Source organism: Synechococcus sp. PCC 6717 (assembly GCF_022698185.1).
GTDB classification, from domain to species: Bacteria; Cyanobacteriota; Cyanobacteriia; order Thermosynechococcales; family Thermosynechococcaceae; genus Thermosynechococcus; species Thermosynechococcus lividus.
Genome location: NZ_JAKLTV010000028.1, coordinates 1 through 16,737 on the forward strand (window position 1 = coordinate 1; position 16,737 = coordinate 16,737).

Consider the following 16,737-nt stretch of genomic DNA (forward strand, 5'->3'; position numbering starts at 1 on the left):
AAAGCGGTAGTGACTTACTTGCCGGGATTTCTCCGTACTAGGATGTTTCTTCGCGTAGTTGATACGCCTACTTTCCACGTCTCTAGTTTAACACATAGAGAGGGCTAAAGCCCCCTGAGTTGGCTGTATCCCCTCGCTAAAGCGGAGGGGTTTTAGCCCGCCCACATCACTCCTATAACGGTAGGGGAGATGCGTGCTCCCCGTACTGCTTGAGAAAGGAGCGCCGATGCCATGGCGTTACACCCTGCTGCAGGAGGGCGCGGCGATGCTGGGGGGTACTATAGCCTACATTCCGCTCCCAACCGTAGAGAGGATAGCGGTGGCTCAGCCGCGCCATGAAGCGATCGCGCCGGACTTTGGCAATGATAGAGGCGCAGGCAATACTATAACAGTAGCGATCGCCCCCCACAATCCCAATCGCCCGCTCAAAAGGCGCAGTTTTGCTAAGTTTGCCATCAATCAACCCGTAATCCCACGGGGCAACCCGCTCAAGGGCGCGCACCATTGCCCGGTACGTAGCCTGCAAAATATTCACCTCATCAATTTCCGCAACACTGGCCATGCCGACCCCAATGGCGATCGCCTGCTGTTGAATGAGGGTAAAGAGGCGATCGCGCTGCTTTGGGCTTAACCGCTTAGAATCGCGTACCCCAGCAATGGTGGCACAGTTCGGCGGCAGAATCACTGCTGCTGCCACCACCGGCCCTGCCAAGCACCCCCGCCCCACTTCATCTACACCAGCAACACGGGAATAGCCCTGCTGCCAGTACTGCTGTTCATAGGCTACCGTTGGCATGGCTGCCTTAATGCCCGATCCCCAGATAACGGAAGCCCAATCCCTCTAGGGCTTTGCGGTCTAGAAAGTTGCGGCCATCCACAATCACGGGTTGGTGCATCACCTTGGCAACAGCGCCATAATCCACCTCACGAAACTGCGGCCAGTCCGTCACCAGAACCAAGGCATCACAGCCATCTGCCAAGTGGTGCAGATCCGTTTCCACAATCACGTTAGACAGACCCGAGCGCAGCCCCGTCTGGGACACTAGAGGATCGTACGCCTTCACCTTGGCACCAAGGCGATGCAGTTCCTCAATTAAGTGAAGAGCAGGGGCATCCCGCAGATCGTCAGTATTGGGCTTAAACGTAAGCCCGAGCAAGCCAATGGTTTTGCCCTTCAGAATTTTTAGAACCTGTTGTAACTTTTCGATCACCAAAAAGCGCTGGCGTTGGTTCACCTGTACCACTGCTTTCAGTAATTGCGCTTCATAGCCATAGTCATCAGCAGTATGGATTAAGGCAGAAACATCCTTCGGAAAACAGGAGCCGCCCCAGCCTAGCCCCGCCTGCAAAAACTTCTCACCAATGCGCGAATCTAGGCCAATTCCCTTGGCCACTTGCACCACATCCGCGCCGACGCGATCGCAAATATTGGCAACTTCGTTAATAAAGCTAATTTTGGTGGCCAAAAAGGCATTAGCCGCGTACTTAATCATTTCCGCCGAACTGAGATCCGTCACTAGGACAGGCACAGGGGGCGCATTGGGATCTGCAGCATACTTGCGCTCAATGATCGGTGCGTAAAGCTCCTGCATCAGAGCAATGGCCTTGCGGCTACTGCCCCCTAAGACAATGCGATCGGGGTTAAAGGTATCGTAAACCGCCGAGCCTTCCCGCAAAAATTCTGGGTTACTCACCACATCAAAATCTAACGGAGGGTGGGTGGCACCCGCTTTAATGGCATCCGCTAGCTCCGGTTCTCGCTCCACCACCCCATCGAGAATAATCATCCGCACCCAGTCGCCAGAACCAATGGGCACCGTGGACTTATTGACAATGACTTTGTAGCCCAGATGCAGGTGGGCACCAATCCCCCGCGCCACCGCCTCGACATAGCGGGTATCCGTTTCGCCATTGGGGAGGGAGGGCGTCCCCACCGCAATAAACAGCACCTCGCCAAATTCCACCCCTGCCCCCAGATCACTACTGAAGTGAATGCAGTTGCTGGCAATACACCCCCGTAACAGCTCCGTCAACCCTGGCTCATAAATGGGCGACTCCCCCTGCTGCAGCAGCTTGACCTTATCGATGTTGTTATCAATACACATCACATCATGGCCGATATGGGCCAAGCACACCCCAGTGACCAAGCCCACATAGCCCGTGCCAATGACACAAACCCGCATTGTCTCTGCCTCCCTAAACTTCGACCATCATAGGCGTATAGGGCACCCCTAACCGCTCGGCAAAGTCTGGAATCGTGCGGCGCAGACCCTCCGATAGCGGCACACTCGGCTGCCAGTCCAACAGGGTTCGCGCCACCGTAATATCGGGGCGGCGGCGTTGCGGGTCATCACTGGGGAGGGGCTTAAACTGAATCTCAGCACTGGGGTTAATCAGGGCTTGAATTTTTTGGGCGAGCTCCAGAACCGTATATTCGTCAGGGTTCCCCAAGTTCACAGGGCCAGTGTGCTCGCTGTTCATCAACCGAATGAGTCCTTCGACTAAATCGCTCACGTAACAAAAGCTACGGGTCTGAGAGCCATCACCATAGACCGTGAGGGGAGTTCCCTGCAACGCTTGCACAATAAAATTACTGACAACGCGGCCATCATTAACCTGCATTTTCGGGCCATAGGTGTTAAAAATCCGTGCTACTCGTACCGCTACATTGTTTTGACGGTGGTAGTCAAAGGCGAGGGTTTCAGCAACCCGCTTGCCCTCGTCATAGCACGAGCGAATACCAATGGGGTTCACATGCCCCCAGTAGGACTCTGATTGAGGATGCACCAGCGGATCGCCATAGACTTCTGACGTGGAGGCCAACAGGAACCGTGCCTTGACTCGCTTGGCTAGCCCTAGCATGTGGAGGGTGCCCATGACGTTGGTTTTAATGGTTTTGACCGGATTGTACTGGTAATGCACCGGCGAGGCGGGGCAGGCAAGGTGGTAAATCTGATCGACCTCAAGACGGATAGGGTCGGTGACATCATGGCGAATCAGCTCAAAGTTGGGGTGACCCAGCCACCGTAGGATATTGCGCTTAGTGCCGGTAAAATAATTATCTAAGCAAATCACCTCGTGGCCAGCCTCCATCAGCCGATCCACAAGATGGGAACCAATAAAACCCGCGCCGCCGGTTACAAGAATACGCATTTTTAGTTCATTATCAAGATTATTAAGAGCATGATGAGGTTGGCTGCGGCTCTGCAACCTTTGTTCAGAGTAGCATGAGTTCACTGGGCAGTGGGCGTAAGACTGGCGTTAAACCTGTTAGGGGCAGAACGTCAAGGTGCCATCACCATTGATCACGGTTCCAATTTCGTAGCTGGCAATGCCAAAGCGCTCAAAACAGTTCTGTGCGTCTTTTACTGCGGCGGGGGGGATAATGACGGTGTAGCCAATGCCCATATTAAAGGTATTCAACAGTTCCTGCTGGCTGACCTCCCCCACCTTGCCAAGCCACTGAAACAGCGGTGGAATTGGCCATGAGTTTAGGTTCACCACCACAGACTGGCCGTGCCCCAAACAGCGGGGCAAATTTTCGGGCAGGCCACCGCCGGTAATATGAGCCATACCGTGCAGGGGAATTTGTTCCTTCAAAGCAGCGCGAATGGGCTGTACGTACAGCCGTGTTGGTTCTAGGCACAGTTCTCCAAGGGGGCGATCGCCCACGGGGGTCTCCTGCCAACTCAACTGGCGATCTGCCACGATTTTACGCACTAAACTAAAGCCATTGCTGTGAAGCCCTGAACTCGCTAGCCCCAGCACCACATCCCCCAGTTGTACTTGCGAGCCATCCAGTACCTGATCTGCTTCGACCACCCCAACACAAAAACCAGCGAGATCATAGACCCCTTCACCATAGAAGCCGGGCATCTCTGCGGTTTCCCCCCCCAGGAGGGCACAGCCTGCTGCTTCGCAGGCGCTCGCAATCCCGGCTACCACCGCTGTCAGGATGTTGGCACTGAGGTGACCACAGGCAATGTAGTCCAAGAAAAAGAGGGGTTCTGCTCCACAGGTGAGGACATCGTTCACACACATCGCCACTAAGTCTATCCCCACGGTATCGTGACGACCCAGCGTTTGTGCTAGCTTCAGCTTGGTGCCTACCCCATCGGTGCCTGAGACCAGTAGCGGTTGGCGATAGTTACTCGGCAGACGACACAGTCCGGCAAACCCCCCTAAGCGACCCACCACCTCTGGTCGCTGAGTACGTTGCACAAGGGGGCGAATCTGCTCCACAAATGCCCGCCCTGCTGCCACATCAACTCCTGCGGTGCGATAGTCCATCAAGGCTGCTCCTGTAGTTGGGGATAGGTCTGCTGAAGGTAGGTTAACAGTCCGGCACAGGCATCGTTTAGCAAATCTAAGACCTTCTCGAAGCCTTGGCGACCCCCGTAGTAAGGGTCGGGGACATCTTTGGTGGTGTGCTGCTGACAAAAGTCACAGATCAAACGCACTTTATCGCGGTAGTTTCCCTCCGGATCAAGGCGGAGAATATCCTGATAGTTGTCCCGATCCATGGCTAAGATGAGGTCAAATTCTTCAAAATCGCCGTGGTGAAACTGGCGTGCTCGACTGTTCAGGTGTAAGCCGCGCTGCCGGGCGGTCATCACCATTCGGGCATCGGGAGGATCGCCAATGTGGAAGTTACTGGTACCCGCAGAATCACACTGGATCTTATCCGCAAGCCCTGCTTTGGCCACGAGATCTTGCATAATGCCTTCAGCAGCAGGAGAGCGGCAGATATTCCCAAGGCAAACAAACAACAGTCGAATTGGCATAAATTTGGCTGGTTTTAGGGTTCAACAGGTGGAATCAGGGAGCGGATCAGCCCAGCGACCTGCTGGGTGCTATCGGGCACGGCCAAGCGCCGGGCATTGGCCGCCATCCGTTGCAGTTTTTGCGGCTGCCCTAGCCATTCTAAAATGATTTGTCCGAGGCGATCGCCCGTAAGTTGAGCTTGGGGAATCATGTCCGCAGCACCTGCGCTCACCAACACCTGAGCATTGACGGTTTGATGATCCTCTGCGGCGTAGGGATAGGGAATCAATAGAGCGGGGGTACCCGTGAGGGTCAGTTCTGTGAGGGCACTCGCACCAGCACGGCTAATGGCAAGATCAGCGCGGTGTAACAGTGGCCCCATAGGCTCAAAAAAAGGCAACACCACATAGTGGGGATGCTGCACGGCTGTTGCCTCCGGGTCGTTTTGGCCAGTCAAGTGCACCACCCATGCTCCCGCCGCTAGCCACTGAGGCACGGCCTCCCGAACCAGACGGTTAATAGCCACGGCACCTTGGCTGCCCCCCATCACCAGAATGAGGGGAGCCTTTGGTGGAATCGGCAGATCCAATGGTCCAGGATGAAGAATATCGGGTCGGACTGGCGTACCCGTGACCCGCAGGTTAGCCTTGCGTTTTGCAAGGTAGGGCAGGCTGGCAGGGGTTCCTAAGGCCACCACGGTACACCACGGCGCTAAAGCGCGGGTCACTTTGCCAGGTAGAGCATTAGACTCGTGGAGAATGGTCACTAACCCTAAGCTCCGCGCCGCAAGGATCGCAGGGGCAGCAATATAGCCACCCGTCGTAAAGACCCCCTGAAACTGACCGGTTTTGAGCAACTGCCGGGTTTGCCAAAATGCTCCAAGGAACTGCCACAGGGGTCGTAGTTTTGCCCAGGGTGTTTTCCCCTGCATGCCACTAAAGTTAATCGTGTGCAGGGGATACTGCTGGGGCACAAGGTCTGCTTCTAGGCGGTGGCTCACCCCCAGCCAATGGATCTCATAGTCCGTGAGAGTGGCGGCCACGGCGAGGGCAGGAAAGAGATGTCCCCCGGTACCGCTGGCGGCAATCAGCAGCTTCGGCGGCGTGGCCATTAGGTGTTCCAGCCTAAGGTGGTCATGAGTTTATCCACAAAGTTTGTGTAAACCACGCCACTGCGAAATTCTGGCGTTTCCATTACCTGCTGGTGGAAGGGAATCGTTGTGGGAACGCCGGTGATGGCACATTCGCGCAGGGCGCGTTTCATGCGGGCAATGGCCGCGGGGCGATCGCTGGCCCACACCACTAACTTACCAATGAGGGAGTCATAGTAGGGTGGAATTTCGTAGTCGGTGTAAACATGGGAGTCCATGCGCACCCCAGGCCCACCCGGTGGCAGATAGCCACTAATGCGACCGGGGTGAGGGCGAAAGTTGCGCTCGGGATCTTCGGCATTAATCCGGCATTCAATGGCGTGCCCTCTTAAGTTGACATCAGCTTGTGTGAGCCGTAAGGCTTCCCCTTGGGCAATGCGAATTTGCTCGGCAATGAGATCCAGCCCCGTAATCATTTCAGTAACGGTATGCTCTACCTGAATGCGGGTATTCATCTCCATAAAGTAAAAATTGTTGTGGCTGTCTAGCAAAAACTCAATGGTGCCAGCCCCCACATAGTCAATGGCCTTGGCAGCCGCCACCGCAGCAGCACCCATCTTGGCGCGTAGCTCTGGTGTTAGGGCTGGACTGGGTGCCTCTTCAAGGAGTTTTTGGTGGCGCCGCTGCACCGAGCAATCCCGCTCTCCCAAATGAATGACGTTGCCATAACTATCGGCGAGAATCTGCACTTCAATGTGGCGAGGATTCTCAATAAAGCGCTCTAGATACACCCCCGCATTGCCAAACGCTGCTTCCGCTTCGCCTTGGGCAGCACTGAGGGAGCGACCCAATTCTTCGGGCGATCGCACCAGGCGCATACCGCGCCCACCCCCGCCTGCGGTGGCTTTAATCATGAGGGGATAGCCAATTTTACTGGCGATCGCCCGAGCCGTCTCTTCATCGTGAACCAACCCCTCACTCCCCGGAATCGTAGGAACCCCGACTTGTTGCATCGTGGCTTTAGCGGTGGATTTATCTCCCATTGCCAGTATTGCCGCTGGACTGGGTCCAATAAACGCAATTTTGTGGTCAGTACAAATTTCAGCAAAGCGGGCGTTTTCCGCTAAAAATCCGTAGCCCGGATGAATGGCCGACACATGACGGGTCAGCGCCGCCGCAATAATGTTGGGGATATTCAGGTAACTGCGACCACTGGGAGCTTCACCAATACAAACGGCTTCATCCGCCAGTTGCACATGTAGGGCATGGCGATCCACCGTCGAGTACACCGCCACCGTGGCAATCCCCATCTCCTCACAAGTACGCAGGATGCGTAGGGCAATTTCGCCGCGATTCGCGATGAGAATTTTTGTAAATGCCATGACCGAGAACGATAGGGGGGAAGCGATCCTTAATGCTACCATGGAGCGTGAACCCACGCCCCTTCATCCTCGGCACTGCTCAGATCGCTAGGATACCGCTCCCTAACGCGAAAACTCCAGCAACGACGAGCTTGTGCCCAGCGCCTGAGATTTGGCATAGCAGAGTGTCAATGTTGGCGCAGTATGCCTATGATCAGGCAAGAACTGTTATAGGAGTGATGTGGGCGGGCTAAAACCCCTCCGCTTTAGCGAGGAGATACAGCCAACTAGGGGGCTTTAGCCCTCTCTATGTGTTAAACTAGAGACGTGGAAAGTAGGCGTATCAACTACGCGAAGAAACATCCTAGTACGGAGAAATCCAGGCAAGTAAGTCACTACCGCTTTGGCGGCAAGCCTAAACCACTGCAAGCAATGGCAGGATGTTGAGCGTATCGAATTGGCTAGTGTTGAAAAGAGCGAAACCACAAACCGAAACATAAACGTAGTCCCAATAGCAGGAATGCTTGAGGTGAGTAGGGGGTCTTTGACTGCTCCCACCCGCATTAAGTTGTGGGTGACAGCTCAAGGGAAAAGCGAAGCAATGTGGCTTCAGCCCGTTGCGTAGCATCCTTTGGGAATCCCCTCTCTTTCAAAGAGGGGAGAAGTCAAGTTCTAGTATGTTCTAGTCCACAACTGTTGCAGCCTGATGCCAATACGAAAAAATTATCTTGAAGGATCGACTTTGAATCTATCCGTGCTTGCAAGCTTTGGTATTTTTTACATTATGGAGTTCTAGCGTCTGATCCATAGATTGCAGTCAGCCCATAATGTGCTTGGCTTCAGTCGCCGATATTTGCTTACTCATGGTTATACCACCCCTTAGAGGCGGCCACGTGCCTTCAGGAGTAAATAGCGATCTACGAGCAGGGTACTGATCTGATCGGCGGGGGCATCTAATACCAGTACACCTTGTTGCTCTAGCCGCGCAAACGCTCGTTGGCGTTGATGAAGCAGATCCAGCGCGACCGCCTGTTCGTACAGGGCAGTAACTTGATCGGGCACATCGATTGCTTGGGGGGTCAGGGGCTGGTGGGCAATGGATTCAATGTGGCGATCGCGCAGCGCCACGCAAAAGGGTAAAAAGCGGGGGGTGAGCCGCGCCATTGCTCCGAGCAACTCTTGAGATGCTACCTCGTCAATAATTTCCGTGAGCACAACCACAAGGGCACGGCGGGTGTAGTGACCTAAAATGGCACTAACGGTACCCATGTAGTCAGACTCTTCAAAAACAGGTTCGCACTGATACACATGGCTAAGAATATGCCCCAAATGAGAATCACCACTTTGGGGGGCAAGCCATGTGTGCAGTTGCTTATCAAAGATCCCAAGTCCCACCTTGTCGCCGCGCCGCAGCCCAGTTAAGGCGAGTGCCAACGCAGCATTTAAGCCCCAGTCAAACCGTTTTAAGCCAGCGACGGTGGCGGTCATTAAGCGACCGCGATCCAACAGAATAATCAGCAGTTGATCTCGCTCTGGCTCCATAGCGCGCACGAGGGGTCGCCCGCGCCGCGCGGTCGCCTTCCAGTCTATCATCCGCAGATCATCTCCAAGGTGGTAGTCCCGCAGTTCAGCAAATTCTGTGCCCCCAAGGGCGTGCCGTCGTCGCCGTAGGCTGCCGCTGGACTCAAGACTGAGACGAATGGACAGGGATCGCAACCCGACTAGGTCGGGATACACGTCTACGTTGGTGTTGAGAGCTGCAAACCACTGCCGCCACGCTAAGCCCCACGGACTGCGCAGACGCACATCACAGCCAGACCACGTAAAGGTTCCCCGTCGTGGTGGGAACACATGGTAGAGCAGGGTTAGCTCACCGTTGGGCACTGCATTGAAAAGAAAATACGGAACCTCGCTCTGTATCTCGGCGGGGACGTGATCGTACAGTTCAACGCGAGTCGTGGCCGTCAAGGGAAGGCTGGCTCCTATCTGCACAATTAGGTGAATGGGATTTTGGCGACCAATCGAAAGCCGAGGGTCGCACTGTCGTTGCAGGGTTATTTGCCATTGACCCGATTGGTAATAGTCCCAGAGGGTCAGTGCCCCTACAAGGAGATCGTAGAGCGCCATCAGCACTAACCCTAACCCAACGGGCCAGTAACTGAGCAATTGCCGCAGTTCCCCCCGCGGCAGCGATGACAGGGGCAGTAGCTCTGGGGGCAGGAAACTGGTCAGTACCGGCCATATCATGCCTAGGAGCAACAGGCCATAAAATCGGGTTGTGGGAACAACCCGTGGTCGGTGAGCTCCAAAACGATAGCTAGCGGAGACACTCATCGGGGCACAGGTACTTTGGCAAGAATACCGTGAATCACTTGCTCAACGGTGGTGCCGTCCAGTTGCGCTTCGGGTTTGAGAATGAGGCGGTGCTGCAACAGCGGCACGGCGATCGCTTTCACGTCTTCGGGGGTCACATACTCCCGTCCCTCTAGCCATGCTTGGGCTTGGGTGGCGCGTAACCAACCAATGGCAGACCGCGGGGATGCCCCCAGCAACAGTTCTGGATGTTGCCGACTGGCCTGCACCAAGGCTAACAAGTAGTCCAACACGGGTGGCTCTACGTGGGTTTGCCGCACTTGCTGCCGTGCCGCTAGCACCTGATCCACCGTGACGAGGGGTACCAAATTGAGCTGGTCTAGATTCCGTGCCTCGAACCCCTCAAGGGCATTATCTAGCATTTGCCGCTCAGCGGCGGCGGCGGGGTAGGGCACCACCAACTTAAAAAGAAAGCGATCTAGCTGGGCTTCCGGCAGGGGATAGGTGCCTTCAAACTCTAGGGGATTTTGGGTGGCGATCGCCCAAAACAGTCCTGACAATGGCAGGGTTGTGCCATCAAGCGTTACTTGCCGCTCTTCCATTGCCTCTAATAGGGCAGCTTGGGTTTTTGGCGGCGTGCGATTAATTTCGTCTGCCAGCAGCACTTGGGTAAAAATCGGGCCTTTACGCAGGCGGAAGGTGCGGCTATTAAAGTCAAAAATACTGGTGCCCAAAATATCGGCGGGCAAGACATCGGGCGTGAGTTGAATGCGGCGAAATTCGGCTTGAATTAACCGCGCGAGTAACTTTACTAAAAGCGTTTTGGCAGTGCCGGGAACGCCTTCAAGAATAACATGTCCCTCAGCTAGAAGTGCCACTAAAAGGCCGTTGGCGATCGCCGCTTGACCAATAACAATCTCACTGAGCCGCTGCTGTAGGGTCGTAAAAAGCTCTTTCACGCAATTAGAGCGAAAACAGACTCCTTTATCATAAACCTCAGCGCAACATCCCTCAGCAAGAGAAAATCCGGATCCGCAATCCGCAGTTCAGGGTCAGTGCGGTTCTGAGTGCTGATCGCAGGGTGTGGGGCGATCGCCTCGCGACTGCTCTGGGGACGATGCCTCAGGGACTGGATCATACCCACCGGCGGCAAAGGGATGGCAGCGCAAAATGCGTCTTACCGCTAAATAGGTGCCTTGCCACGGCCCAAAACGGGCGATCGCCTCAACAGCATAGCTAGAGCAGGTAGGTGTATAGCGACAGGTCGGTAAAAACAGCGGCGAAATCCACCGCTGATAAGCGCGGATCAATCCAATCAGGAGGGTGCTCACCCAGTTAACCATTAGCATTGACAGTGGTATTCAAACGGTATGTCCACAGCATACAACAGCCAAGCGTAGCCGCAGAAAATAACCCACAACAATAACCGCAGTTTCCATTAGATTTTCCCAAGCTAAGGTACAACAGCTGAACTCMCCTGCCACTAGTAGTTTTGGGTAATGACCAAAGTAAAAGTATACTTCTCAGTCGGGTGCAGTGATTTGTTATCTCTCGTTGTGGCGCGATCGCTAATACGCTAATAATCGCTAATACGCTAATAAATTTCTCACTAAGTGCGACTGCCAGCGCCGATCGCGCCAATCATCTTGATGTGTAGCAACGTCGGCTGCAACCCCTTGTTAGCTGAACTTTTCAAGCCTCTTGCAATTTCACCTCTACCAATGCCGCATCGTAGTCTGACCGCCGCAAGACTGTATCGTAAAGCCCGATGTCTTCTCCTTCATGCCGGTTGATACCTGTGTAAGTGAGGCTTGGGTCCTCATAGCGCTTGAATTTGTACACCGCATCGTTCATCAGAGCACTGTTGAAAAGGCCGAGGCTGACCAACAGCTCGAAGTCTTTGACCGTCAACCCGGTTACCTTTTTGAACAAGCTCGGTTCCAATTGCGTGATCACGTCCCTGAGAGTTCTTTCGCGATAATCTGTCAGATACATAAAGACGGGGATCCGCGTAGCAAATTTGATCAGTTTCTCTTGAATCTTCTTCCTGAGGCTCTTGTACTCCTTCTCCTCTTTCGTCAATTCTTTCTTCTCGCCGGGGGCAAGTTCCCGGTCGTTCGCCGCTTTCTTGGCCTTTTTCACGGCTTCGGATTTGTTGATGATGGTTTCAATCTCTTGGTTGAGGTTCCGGAATCCTTCGATCCTCATCAGGGCTTGCATGGCCTGCTCATTGTTCATCAGCCGCCGCAGGGTGTCGTTGTCCACATTCACCAGCAGGGCGCTTTCCCAGCGTCGCGCCAACAGGGTCGCCGTAGTTCCGCTCATGGCCATGTCCAGAACGCCGGCGGCATCGATCTGTTTCATGGAACTACCGTCGTAAGCCAGCACCGGCAGGAAACGGATGAATTCTTCCACCTTCTTTTCTGGGTCGTCCTCATTGACATTGAGGCGGCAGCTATAATCTGCAATCTGCCGCAAGGCACGCTCCGGGGCGAAGTCGAAAACATAGCATTCCTCTTTGAGGATCAGTTCCTCATTGGGCGATGCACCATCGGCATTTCTGATGCCCCACGGACTCTGCACCCGAAAAGCCGCCTGGAAATAGGTTTCCGGGCTGGAGGAATTCCGCAGCATAAAGATGCCTGTCCAGGGACGGACCGTGACCCCGGTAGTCAGTTTGCCGCAGGTAAGCGTGATGGTTTTCGTCTTGAGGGGGTCGTCCATCGCCTCCAACACTGGCGGCAATGCGGCAAGGCCGATCCCAGCGGCACTGCCCGCGGCGACGATGACTCTGTAATCATGATAGAACTTGTTCTGTTTTTGCCTGAGCAGATTGCGCATGGCACAGCAGGAAGCGACGCTCGGCAAGAACCACAGCGTATGGGAGAGCACACTCAAAAGCCTGACATCGGAAAAGGGTAGCGGCGGCTTCTGCGCGCCGAGCCTGAGGTTGTCGATGCTGGCGGGAAGAAACGCCCCYCGAATCAGGTCCAGCCACTTCTGCACCTCGTCCTCATACTTGAAGCGTGCTTGATGGCCCATTCCTTCCGCCGCGAAAAACAGATTCAGATCGAACTCATTGAATTCCCCCTGCATGGCAATTTCCCGGATGGCATCCGGCAACTGATAGGTCATCAGCACCATGCGCGGCAAGACAGCGTAAGGATTATTTGGCCCTTGCCACTCTTCCTTGGCCTTCTGTTCATCCGAATAGGTCCAGTTGTAAATCTGCTCCTCGATGAACTCACCGGTAGCAATGGCCCGAAATGGCGTCCCGGAAAGGTAGAGATAATGGTCTGCGGTGATGGGCAGGATGTCTTCATCGAAGTATTCGATGCCCTCGCCTTCAGCGAACTTGCGCTCGTTTTTATCCTCGGCCTCGAACAGCTCTTTGGCCTTTTCGCGCCAAGCGCCGTAATGGTATTCGTCAAAAATCACGCAATCCCAATGCGTGGCATGCACCCACTCATTTTTGGTTTTGATGCCGTTGGTGTTGGGATTGCGGCCTAGATAGTCTTGGAACGAGCCGAAGCACACGATTGGGCGGTTCTTGTCATACAACGGGGCACCGCACGTCGGGACGTCCTTGCTGGCGATGAACTGCCAGCCTTGAAAATCAATATGACATCGTAAATCTTCTTCCCAGGCGCTCTGCACCGCCGGCTTGAAGGTCAGGACGAGAATCTTCTTCCAGCCCATCCGCTTGGCCAGTTGGTAGGCGGCAAAGGTCTTGCCAAAGCGCATCTTGCAGTTCCAGAGAAAATGCGGCGGTTTGTTGTTCTCGCGACGATAGGCCTGGAAATACGCCATCGTTTTCTCAACCGCGGCTTCCTGCTCCGGCCGCATCGTGAAGTCCAACGACCGCTGTTCTTCAAACAGTTGACCTTCCCGCACGGCCACAATCGCCGCTCTTACCTGCTCGACGGTGCACTGAAACCACTCGCCTTTTAGATTTTTAATGCCGTTGTTGCGCAGCATATGATGGACATCTCGATCGGTAAACACCGTGCCGTCACTGCGCATGGCCGGCTCTTCCAGGACAATGCGATAGGGAAGTGGCCCAGGCCGAAGCGTGGGGTATTGTTCCGCCACGCGCTCCCGGACATCTTTCGTGGTGTAGCCTATTTTGAGCAGGCCAGTATACTGCGGGTTAGTGTCCTCGTAGGCATAGATTTTGGGTTGTACCTGCGGCCGCGGCGGGAAAAAGTCCTTACTCATCGTCCGGCTCCGTGTGAGTTTCCATCTCGTCTGGCTCCGTGCCGGCATCCATCGGGCGAACCATCTTTTCGATAAAGGCGATTTCGTCTTCGGTCAAGCCGTATTTCTTGTAGAGTTCTTCGTCTGTCCATGGCTTGCTGAAGTCTTGCATGGGAACGAAGGAATAAACTTTTTGTGGGGCGTGTTGAGTATTCTTGATCATCAAAACCAGGAAACGGAAAAATCTTGTGCGGATGTAACTCATCACATTAAGACATTCACGCTTTGACGCGAACGGTCCCACCACAAGATAAGTTTCTGAACAGCAAGTTTGCGGTTCGCCTAAAAAAGGTTTGCCTGTTACCCAGTAGGATTTAGCAATTCTTTCTCCATAAGCCGCTGAAATATAGACCTTATATTTGTTTATCCATCCAACGTTCTGGGTAACTTCATCATTTGAAATGTAAGTGACACCTGTACTTCCATAAAGTTTAATGGAATTTGGAAAGGGTTTGCTTTTTCCTTTAGCATATGTTCGCAGGCCGAAAGGTTTTTGCGTACTTACATACTCACTAAAGCTTTTCTCCTTGAAGGCGAATACCTTGTGAAGAATTGGAATCGCCTCATTGTATCTGATAAAAACATCTGCTCCATTTTCAAGCAATGGGCGTTCCAAAGTGCAAGACTTGCCTTCAACAATATTTGTGATCCTGCAGTAACCCTTGTTCTCTCTGTCCCAMAAAAAGTAACAAACACCGCCGCTGAGGTCTATTCCAGGGAAGCATTCTGTTGCGTCAGGATAATCCACGAGTATGCGCAAACGATTGTCGGTTAACATGCTTTTGCGAAAATTATCCAAACCGCGTCCACCCGCAAACCAGCGAGAAGGGATGATCATCGTCAGGAAGCGCGGATTAAGTTTCATGGCTTGCTGGACAAATTTTTGGTAAATAGGGACTGCGCTCGCTCCATATCCACTATCACTCAACTGATACGGCGGGTTGCCGATGATGACATCGAATTTCATATTGAATATCTCCTCCGGGTTTTCGGTGTGGATGAATTCATAAGCATGTGTCTCCAGCTCTTCACCGCGCTCGTAGTTTGCCTGATTCGCCCCGCAAAACTTACATCGGCCATTTTCCCAGGTGTGCTTGATGCGCCGGAAGCGGATGTTGCCTTGAGGGGTATCGAAGGTGGTACAGATCGAGTACTTGCCGTTGGCAATCTTGGAGCAGTATAGAGAACGCCGGGACATGAGTCCAGTCAACTCCGTGATGGCGATGCCGAAGAGCTGGTGCTTCATGATGTGGTTGATGCGCTCCTGCCGGTCGGGGATTTGCGCTTCCAGCCCCTTGTCGAGCCGCCGGGCGATCTCGCGCAGAAACACGCCGGTCTTGCAGGCTGGGTCGAGGAAGCGGGCTTCGGGATCGCTCCAGAGCGACTGCGGCAGGAGGTCGAGCATCTGGTTGGCCAGTTGCGGCGGGGTGAAGACCTCGTCGCTGGAGAGATTGGCCAGACACAAAAGCACATCGGGGTTGTAGCTAGTCATCGTAGGCATGGGCTACCTCAAGAAAATGGACGGGCGGATACTCCTTCACCGGCTCAGGGATGAACACTTCCTCGCCAAGGTCGGAAAAAAGGGGAAGCTCCCGCATCGAGCCATGATTCACCAATTCATGGAAGGCAAAATCCCGCCGCTGGATCATGCTGCCGTTAACCAGCGACCACTCGCAAAAAACGATCAGTTGAGGGTTCTCGCCTACGGTCTTTAGGGTAAGGGCGTCGCCGTGAACAATGTTGTGTTTGAAGATATAGCGCGCAACTTCCCGGCACTGCTCTTTAGCCTTGGTCTTGAAAAGCCGCGTGTACGCCGCATCAAAGGCCTCGAAAAGACGTTTGCGGCACTCCTCGGCGTTGTCTTCCAGAAGCTCGATGCCGTAGATGGACGATAGGGCTAGGATGGCGTAGCGCTCATAGTCCAATTGACTCTTGCTGTAGCGCTTCTCGACCATTCTTAGCTTGCGTTCCAAGATTTCAAGGAGGAAGTTACCCGTCCCGCAGGCAGGTTCGAGAAAGCGCGAATCAATCCGCTCAGTCTCTTGCTTGACGAGATCGAGCATCGCATTGACGATATGCCTTGGCGTCAGCACCTCGCCGTATTGGGCGACGCGGTGCTTGGATTTTACATGTGACATCATTGCTTTTGCATGTTCATCGTAGCAGGGCTAACGGCTAATCTCACCCGCTACTAGTAGTTTTGGGTAATGCTCGAAAGTATAGCTGTAAGTCGGAAGCAGTGATTTGTTCTTGTTATGTTGTGTAAATTTTTGCAGCGATCGCCTCTGCTACCCACCGACCTTTCACCGACAACCTTAACTGGGCACAACTCTGGCGCTGGTAGCTTAACGTTGTGTGGCGATCGCGACTGGCATCAGCACATTAGCTTAATCTATTGGAGAGTTATTGACATACTCTCCGCCGCAAGCAGACGGGGTTTTCCGATCAGATTCGATATTGATGGCTCCGAAACAGGGTCCGTAGGGTTTGAGTCTCACACTATGCTGGTACAATTGCTTTATCATAATCCGTAAACCTATGATTCGCACTGACAACTCATTGGCACCATTCTCCATACCCTGTTTGGTTCCCAAGTGCTCGCCATTACCCCAACAGAGGTGCGATTTCACCAGCATATTTTAGGGCTGCGCTGGCAGCGGTCTAAAGTCCTTCCCGTAGCTGCCATCGAACAGGTGGAAGTGCAGCCCAAGGGGTTCTATCGCAACCGCGATGGCGAGCGGGAACAAGTGACTGCCAAGATGATCATTCGAGCCGGAACGCAAACCATCGAACTAGAGGAAGCCCAGTCTCACAACGGGTAAGGCTGGAAGCCTCGTACTTCAGTACGGGGAAGAAAGCTCCTTTAGCAACTTTAGTTGCCTTAGGGTATAATAATACTGCGGACACCAGAAACGGTTGGTCAAGGCACTGGTAACGGTCGATTGGGGGTGT

The 16,737-nt window shown here is 53.9% G+C and carries 15 protein-coding genes; 1 reads left to right on the forward strand and 14 read right to left on the reverse strand.

The window, feature by feature from the left end; genetic code table 11:
• Window positions 1-172: 172 nt before the first annotated feature.
• The 14 genes from rnhB to L5470_RS10715 form a co-directional block, all read right to left on the reverse strand.
• Window positions 173-796: a ribonuclease HII gene (gene rnhB, locus L5470_RS10650; RefSeq protein ID WP_499499928.1), complete on the reverse strand. Its 624-nt coding sequence runs from the start codon at window positions 794-796 to the stop codon at window positions 173-175.
• Window positions 797-803: 7 nt separating this feature from the next.
• Complete coding sequence (locus L5470_RS10655; protein ID WP_499499930.1) at window positions 804-2,183, reverse strand: UDP-glucose dehydrogenase family protein; 1,380 nt, start codon at window positions 2,181-2,183, stop codon at window positions 804-806.
• 13 nt (window positions 2,184-2,196) lie between these two features.
• Complete coding sequence (locus L5470_RS10660) at window positions 2,197-3,153, reverse strand: UDP-glucuronic acid decarboxylase family protein (protein WP_448513928.1); 957 nt, start codon at window positions 3,151-3,153, stop codon at window positions 2,197-2,199.
• A 117-nt stretch (window positions 3,154-3,270) separates the two neighbouring features.
• Window positions 3,271-4,290 (reverse strand): phosphoribosylformylglycinamidine cyclo-ligase, encoded by a 1,020-nt coding sequence (gene purM, locus L5470_RS10665; protein WP_499499932.1) that lies wholly within the window; start codon window positions 4,288-4,290, stop codon window positions 3,271-3,273.
• Window positions 4,290-4,778, reverse strand: a complete 489-nt coding sequence (locus tag L5470_RS10670) for a low molecular weight protein-tyrosine-phosphatase (protein WP_499500021.1) — start codon at window positions 4,776-4,778, stop codon at window positions 4,290-4,292. The genes purM and L5470_RS10670 overlap by 1 nt, the downstream gene beginning before the upstream one ends.
• 20 nt (window positions 4,779-4,798) lie before the next feature.
• Window positions 4,799-5,875 carry an undecaprenyldiphospho-muramoylpentapeptide beta-N-acetylglucosaminyltransferase gene (murG, locus tag L5470_RS10675; RefSeq protein ID WP_499499934.1) on the reverse strand — a complete coding sequence of 359 codons (1,077 nt, stop codon included), beginning with the start codon at window positions 5,873-5,875 and terminating at the stop codon, window positions 4,799-4,801.
• On the reverse strand, window positions 5,875-7,236 hold the full coding sequence (gene accC / locus L5470_RS10680; protein WP_499499936.1) for an acetyl-CoA carboxylase biotin carboxylase subunit: 1,362 nt from the start codon (window positions 7,234-7,236) through the stop codon (window positions 5,875-5,877). The genes murG and accC overlap by 1 nt, the downstream gene beginning before the upstream one ends.
• Window positions 7,237-7,271: 35 nt before the next feature.
• Window positions 7,272-7,394 (reverse strand): hypothetical protein, encoded by a 123-nt coding sequence (locus L5470_RS10685; RefSeq protein WP_257790478.1) that lies wholly within the window; start codon window positions 7,392-7,394, stop codon window positions 7,272-7,274.
• Window positions 7,395-8,094: 700 nt separating this feature from the next.
• The gene (locus L5470_RS10690) at window positions 8,095-9,462 is read right to left on the reverse strand and encodes a DUF58 domain-containing protein (protein ID WP_499499938.1); all 1,368 of its coding nucleotides are present in this window, start codon (window positions 9,460-9,462) and stop codon (window positions 8,095-8,097) included.
• Between the two features lie 83 nt (window positions 9,463-9,545).
• Entirely contained in the window at window positions 9,546-10,487 is a 942-nt protein-coding gene (locus L5470_RS10695; RefSeq protein WP_099798653.1) for an AAA family ATPase, read from the reverse strand.
• Between the two features lie 93 nt (window positions 10,488-10,580).
• A complete protein-coding gene (gene yidD, locus L5470_RS10700; RefSeq protein ID WP_499499940.1) occupies window positions 10,581-10,871 on the reverse strand; it encodes a membrane protein insertion efficiency factor YidD in 291 nt (96 codons plus the stop codon).
• 349 nt (window positions 10,872-11,220) lie between these two features.
• Entirely contained in the window at window positions 11,221-13,746 is a 2,526-nt protein-coding gene (locus L5470_RS10705) for a GIY-YIG nuclease family protein (RefSeq protein WP_499499942.1), read from the reverse strand.
• A complete protein-coding gene (locus L5470_RS10710) occupies window positions 13,739-15,286 on the reverse strand; it encodes an Eco57I restriction-modification methylase domain-containing protein (RefSeq protein ID WP_499499944.1) in 1,548 nt (515 codons plus the stop codon). Before L5470_RS10710 ends, L5470_RS10705 begins: the two co-directional genes overlap by 8 nt.
• Window positions 15,270-15,926 (reverse strand): DNA methyltransferase, encoded by a 657-nt coding sequence (locus L5470_RS10715; protein ID WP_499499946.1) that lies wholly within the window; start codon window positions 15,924-15,926, stop codon window positions 15,270-15,272. The genes L5470_RS10710 and L5470_RS10715 overlap by 17 nt, the downstream gene beginning before the upstream one ends.
• A 453-nt stretch (window positions 15,927-16,379) precedes the next feature.
• On the opposite strand from L5470_RS10715, the gene L5470_RS10720 reads away from it, so the two are divergent.
• Window positions 16,380-16,607 (forward strand): hypothetical protein, encoded by a 228-nt coding sequence (locus tag L5470_RS10720; protein WP_499499948.1) that lies wholly within the window; start codon window positions 16,380-16,382, stop codon window positions 16,605-16,607.
• Window positions 16,608-16,737 lie beyond the last annotated feature (130 nt).

Coding starts and splice junctions, on each gene's coding strand:
- rnhB (WP_499499928.1), bottom strand. CDS start 796: ATGCCAACGGTAGCCTATGAACAGCAGTACTGGCAGCAGGGCTATTCC.
- L5470_RS10655 (WP_499499930.1), bottom strand. CDS start 2,183: ATGCGGGTTTGTGTCATTGGCACGGGCTATGTGGGCTTGGTCACTGGG.
- L5470_RS10660 (WP_448513928.1), bottom strand. CDS start 3,153: ATGCGTATTCTTGTAACCGGCGGCGCGGGTTTTATTGGTTCCCATCTT.
- purM (WP_499499932.1), bottom strand. CDS start 4,290: ATGGACTATCGCACCGCAGGAGTTGATGTGGCAGCAGGGCGGGCATTT.
- murG (WP_499499934.1), bottom strand. CDS start 5,875: ATGGCCACGCCGCCGAAGCTGCTGATTGCCGCCAGCGGTACCGGGGGA.
- accC (WP_499499936.1), bottom strand. CDS start 7,236: ATGGCATTTACAAAAATTCTCATCGCGAATCGCGGCGAAATTGCCCTA.
- L5470_RS10685 (WP_257790478.1), bottom strand. CDS start 7,394: ATGCCAAATCTCAGGCGCTGGGCACAAGCTCGTCGTTGCTGGAGTTTT.
- L5470_RS10690 (WP_499499938.1), bottom strand. CDS start 9,462: ATGATATGGCCGGTACTGACCAGTTTCCTGCCCCCAGAGCTACTGCCC.
- yidD (WP_499499940.1), bottom strand. CDS start 10,871: ATGGTTAACTGGGTGAGCACCCTCCTGATTGGATTGATCCGCGCTTAT.
- L5470_RS10715 (WP_499499946.1), bottom strand. CDS start 15,926: ATGATGTCACATGTAAAATCCAAGCACCGCGTCGCCCAATACGGCGAG.